Below are 2854 nucleotides of genomic sequence, written 5' to 3' on the forward strand. Positions count from 1 at the left end.
CGGCGCCTCGGCCCGCTCGTCACCGAACGCCTCCCGGTCGCGATCCGCGCCTCGGAGGCCACGGAGGGCCGCGCCCGCCTGTACCGCAGGGCCGACGCCCGGGAGCGCGCGGCGACGGTGCTGCGGGCCGCCGCCCGCGAACGCCTCGCCCCCCTGGTGGGCGTACCGCGGTCCGCCTGCCACGACCCGGCGGTCCTCGTCCCGGCCGTGTCGGCGCGCGCCGCAGGCCCGGACCGGGACGCAGCGGCCCTGCTGTTCGGCCTCCCGCCCGCCTCCGACGCGGCACTCGTCGCGCTCGCCGACCACCTCGACGCCCTCGAAAGAGAGGTCCGCTCCTCATGACGGCCACCACGGACAGCGCCCGCTCCGCCCTGGAGGCGATCCGCACCGAGATCGGCAAGGCCGTCGTGGGCCAGGACCCGGCGGTCACCGGTCTCGTCGTCGCCCTCCTGTGCCGCGGCCACGTCCTGCTGGAGGGCGTCCCGGGCGTCGCGAAGACGCTGCTCGTGCGGGCCTTGGCGGCCTCCCTCGACCTCGGTACGAAGCGCGTCCAGTTCACCCCCGACCTGATGCCGAGCGACGTCACGGGCTCGCTGCTCTACGACGCCCGCACCGCCGAGTTCTCCTTCCAGGAGGGCCCGGTCTTCACGAACCTGCTCCTGGCGGACGAGATCAACCGCACTCCGCCGAAGACGCAGTCCGCGCTGCTGGAGGCGATGGAGGAGCGGCAGGTGACGGTGGACGGCACTCCGCGCCGCCTGCCCGAGCCGTTCCTGGTCGCCGCGACGATGAACCCGGTCGAGTACGAGGGCACGTACCCGCTCCCCGAGGCCCAGCTGGACCGCTTCCTGCTGAAGCTGAACGTCCCGCTGCCCTCCCGCGCCGACGAGGTCGACGTCCTGACCCGGCACGCGGCGGGTTTCGACCCGCGCGACCTCGCGGCGGCCGGCGTCCGCCCGGTGGCGGGGCCGGAGGAGCTCCGGGCGGCCCGCGAGGCAGTCGCCGCCGTCTCCGTCTCGCCCGAGATCGCCGGGTACGTCGTCGACATCTGCCGCGCCACCCGGGAGTCGCCGTCGCTGTCCCTGGGGGTCTCGCCGCGCGGCGCGACGGCCCTCCTCGCCGCGTCCCGCGCGTGGGCGTGGCTGACCGGCCGGGACTACACCACCCCGGACGACGTGAAGGCGCTGGCCCTGCCGACGCTGCGGCACCGGGTGCAGCTGCGCCCTGAGGCCGAGATGGAGGGCGTGACACCGGATGCGGTGCTGACCGCGATCCTGTCCCACGTCCCCGTGCCCCGCTGATGGCCCTCACCGGACGCGCCGCCCTGCTGGCGGCCCTCGGCGCCCTCCCCGTCGGCCTGCTGGAGCCGTCTCTCGCGGGCCTCCTCGCGGTGAACGGCCCGCTGGCCGCGGCCTGCGCCCTCGACTACGCCTTGGCGGCGCCGGTCCGCAGCCTGGTGCTGTCCCGCTCGGGCGACACGGTGGTCCGCCTGGGCGAGCAGGCCGAGGTCCACCTGTCGATCACCAATCCGGGGACCCGCCGCCTGCGCGCCCGGATCCGCGACGCGTGGCCCCCGAGCAGCTGGCTGCCCGGCACGGAACAGGCGGCGTCCCGCCACACGCTGACCGTCCCGCCGGGCGAGCGCCGCCGCGTGACGACCCGCCTCCGCCCCACCCGCCGCGGCGACCGCCAAGCGGACCGCGTGACGGTCCGCTCCTCCGGCCCGCTGGGGCTCGTCTCCCGCCAGGGCACGCACCACGTCCCATGGACGGTGCGGGTCCTGCCGCCCTTCACGAGCCGCAGGCACCTGCCGTCCCGCCTGTCGCGCCTGCGCGAACTGGACGGCCGGACGAGCGCCCTGACCCGGGGTGAGGGCACCGAGTTCGACAGCCTCCGCGACTACGTCCCGGGGGACGACACCCGCTCGATCGACTGGCGCGCGACGGCCCGCCGGGATGGCGTCGCGGTCCGCACCTGGCGCCCGGAGCGCGACCGGCACATCCTGGTCTGCCTGGACACGGGCCGCACCTCGGCCGGCCGCGTCGGCGACGCCCCCCGTCTGGACGCGTCGATGGACGCGGCCCTCCTGCTGGCCGCCCTGGCCGCCCGGGCCGGCGACCGTGTGGACCTGCTGGCCTACGACCGCCGCGTCCGCGCCCAGGTCCAGGGCCGCTCGGCGGGCGACGTCCTGCCGGCCTTCGTGGACGCGATGGCCCCGCTGGAGCCGGAGCTCGTCGAGACGGACGCCCGCTCCCTGGTCTCGACGATCCTCCGCACGGCCCCCCGCAGCTCCCTGGTGGTCCTCCTGACCGGCCTGGACGCCGCTGCGGTGGAGGAAGGCCTGCTCCCGCTCCTCCCGCGCCTGACCCGGCGCCACACGGTCCTGTTGGCCTCGGTCTCCGACCCGGAGGTGGCGGCGATGGCCGGCGCCCGCGGCACCCTGGACGCGGTCTACGAGGCCGCGGCAGCCGCCCAGACCCAGGACCAGCGCCGCCGCACGGCGGACCAACTCTCCCGCCACGGCGTCCACGTCGTGGACGCCGCCCCCGACGCCCTGGCCCCGGCCCTGGCCGACGCCTACCTCGCCCTGAAGTCCGCCGGCCGCCTGTGACACCGGCGGTTCACGTCAACCGTCGAGGTCGAGGACGCCAACGCCGAGGCCCTCGTTCGGCCCGTAAACGCAGGAAAGCCCCGCACCAGAGCTGGTGCGGGGCTTTCCCACAATGATTGTTCGGCGGCGTCCTACTCTCCCACAGGGTCCCCCCTGCAGTACCATCGGCGCTGAAAGGCTTAGCTTCCGGGTTCGGAATGTAACCGGGCGTTTCCCTAACGCTATGACCACCGAAACACTATG

At 75.5% G+C, this 2854-nt stretch carries 2 protein-coding genes, 1 rRNA gene and 1 pseudogene; 3 read left to right on the plus strand and 1 reads right to left on the minus strand.

All coding sequences use genetic code 11. The annotated features are described in order from the left end of the window. The 3 genes and pseudogenes from EF903_RS31215 to EF903_RS31225 all read left to right on the plus strand — a co-directional run. A pseudogene (locus EF903_RS31215) lies at positions 1-342 on the plus strand (DUF4350 domain-containing protein); the annotation flags it as partial. After that, on the plus strand, positions 339-1301 hold the full coding sequence (locus EF903_RS31220) for a MoxR family ATPase (protein ID WP_125548339.1): 963 nt from the start codon (positions 339-341) through the stop codon (positions 1299-1301). The pseudogene EF903_RS31215 and the gene EF903_RS31220, both read left to right, overlap by 4 nt. Further along, on the plus strand, positions 1301-2611 hold the full coding sequence (locus tag EF903_RS31225; RefSeq protein ID WP_125548340.1) for a DUF58 domain-containing protein: 1311 nt from the start codon (positions 1301-1303) through the stop codon (positions 2609-2611). The genes EF903_RS31220 and EF903_RS31225 overlap by 1 nt, the downstream gene beginning before the upstream one ends. Before the next feature lie 118 nt (positions 2612-2729). Here EF903_RS31225 and rrf read toward each other — a convergent pair. Further along, positions 2730-2846 (minus strand): 5S ribosomal RNA (gene rrf, locus EF903_RS31230). Positions 2847-2854 lie beyond the last annotated feature (8 nt).

The sequence above is a fragment of the Streptomyces sp. WAC05292 genome (assembly GCF_003949955.1).
Lineage (GTDB): Bacteria > Actinomycetota > Actinomycetes > Streptomycetales > Streptomycetaceae > Streptomyces > Streptomyces globosus.

Bases quoted from the DNA above. Each gene is read 5' to 3' on its own strand.
- EF903_RS31220 (WP_125548339.1), top strand. From the start codon at position 339: ATGACGGCCACCACGGACAGCGCCCGCTCCGCCCTGGAGGCGATCCGC.
- EF903_RS31225 (WP_125548340.1), top strand. From the start codon at position 1,301: ATGGCCCTCACCGGACGCGCCGCCCTGCTGGCGGCCCTCGGCGCCCTC.